Source organism: Peribacillus sp. YIM B13482 (genome assembly GCF_042787975.1).
In the GTDB taxonomy this organism is placed as follows: Bacteria; Bacillota; Bacilli; order Bacillales; family DSM-1321; genus Peribacillus; species Peribacillus simplex_A.
Map to the genome: position 1 here is coordinate 1 of NZ_JBHZPF010000144.1, position 1092 is coordinate 1092.

The 1092-nt window shown below is 38.1% G+C and carries 2 protein-coding genes; both read right to left on the reverse strand.

Going from position 1 to position 1092, the window contains the following annotated elements:
- A partial coding sequence (locus tag ACFX4L_RS25370; RefSeq protein ID WP_377406679.1) for an IS3 family transposase occupies nucleotides 1–744 on the reverse strand: 744 nt, incomplete at its 3' end.
- Entirely contained in the window at nucleotides 741–1028 is a 288-nt protein-coding gene (locus ACFX4L_RS25375) for a transposase (RefSeq protein ID WP_377406681.1), read from the reverse strand. The genes ACFX4L_RS25375 and ACFX4L_RS25370, both read right to left, overlap by 4 nt.
- Between the last annotated feature and the right edge of the window lie 64 nt (nucleotides 1029–1092).

Genomic DNA, 1092 nt, shown 5'->3' on the forward strand with positions numbered 1-1092 from the left:
GAGTTGTTCAAGGGTCAGAAAGTTCGTTCCGTTGATTAATTCTGTTTTTAGTATCTTAAATGTTGCTTCTGCCACCGCATTATCATAAGGATTCCCTTTATGGCTTAGAGAGCGTTTTATCTGGTATTTACCTAGTAGTTCATCGATACCAACGTTTTTAAATTCAGAACCACGGTCTGTATGAAATACTTTCACATTTCCTAATGGATGCTTGACAGTTGCGAATGCGCGTTGAACTAGAGCTGCGTCTTTTCGCTCTCCAGCACTGTAACCAACTATTTCTCTATTATATAAATCTATTAAAAAACAGACGTAGTTCCATTGCTTGCCTACTTTGACATACGTTAAGTCACTTACCACTACTGACATCTCTTCGTCTACTTGAAATTCTCGCTGTAACACGTTTCGAACGGATTCTTCATTTGGTGGTGAGCTCATTGGCTTGTATGATGCTTGTGTATACTTCGATTGGATTTTAAGCTCACCCATTAACCGACCAATGCGCCGTCTGGATACCGTGCGACCTGCTTTAAAAAGGGCATCTTTCATTTTGCGAGTTCCATATACTTGACGGTTTTTGTTGAAAATCAGAAGGATCTCTTCTTTTAATTTTTGTTCTTCTGCAGCTTTTTCTTGTTCTTTTTGAGCTGCTATTTCTGTTTCATAATAAAATGTACTCCGGGCTATTTGCAGGACTTCGCACATTGCTGATACCGAATAGGTGTGACGATTTCTTTCAATCACTTCTCTTTTCGTCCCATGATCAGCGCGGCTTGCTTTAAAATATCGACTTCCATTTCTAGCTGCTTATTTCTTTTTCTTAACTCCATTAATTCTTGTTCTTCAGGACTTCGATTGTCTTTCTCTTTGAATGAACCAGTCTGTTGGAATTGCGCAATCCATCTGTCTAAAGCAGATGCAGTTAATTCATATTCACTGACAATATCGTGGCGACTTTTCCCATTTTCATATAAAGCAACCACTTGCTTTTTAAACTCTGTTGTAAACGTTCTTCTTTTTCTAGACATAGTAGATTCTCCTCACTTATTGTGTATGATTCTACATGCCCTTATTTTTATTGTCCAACTAAGT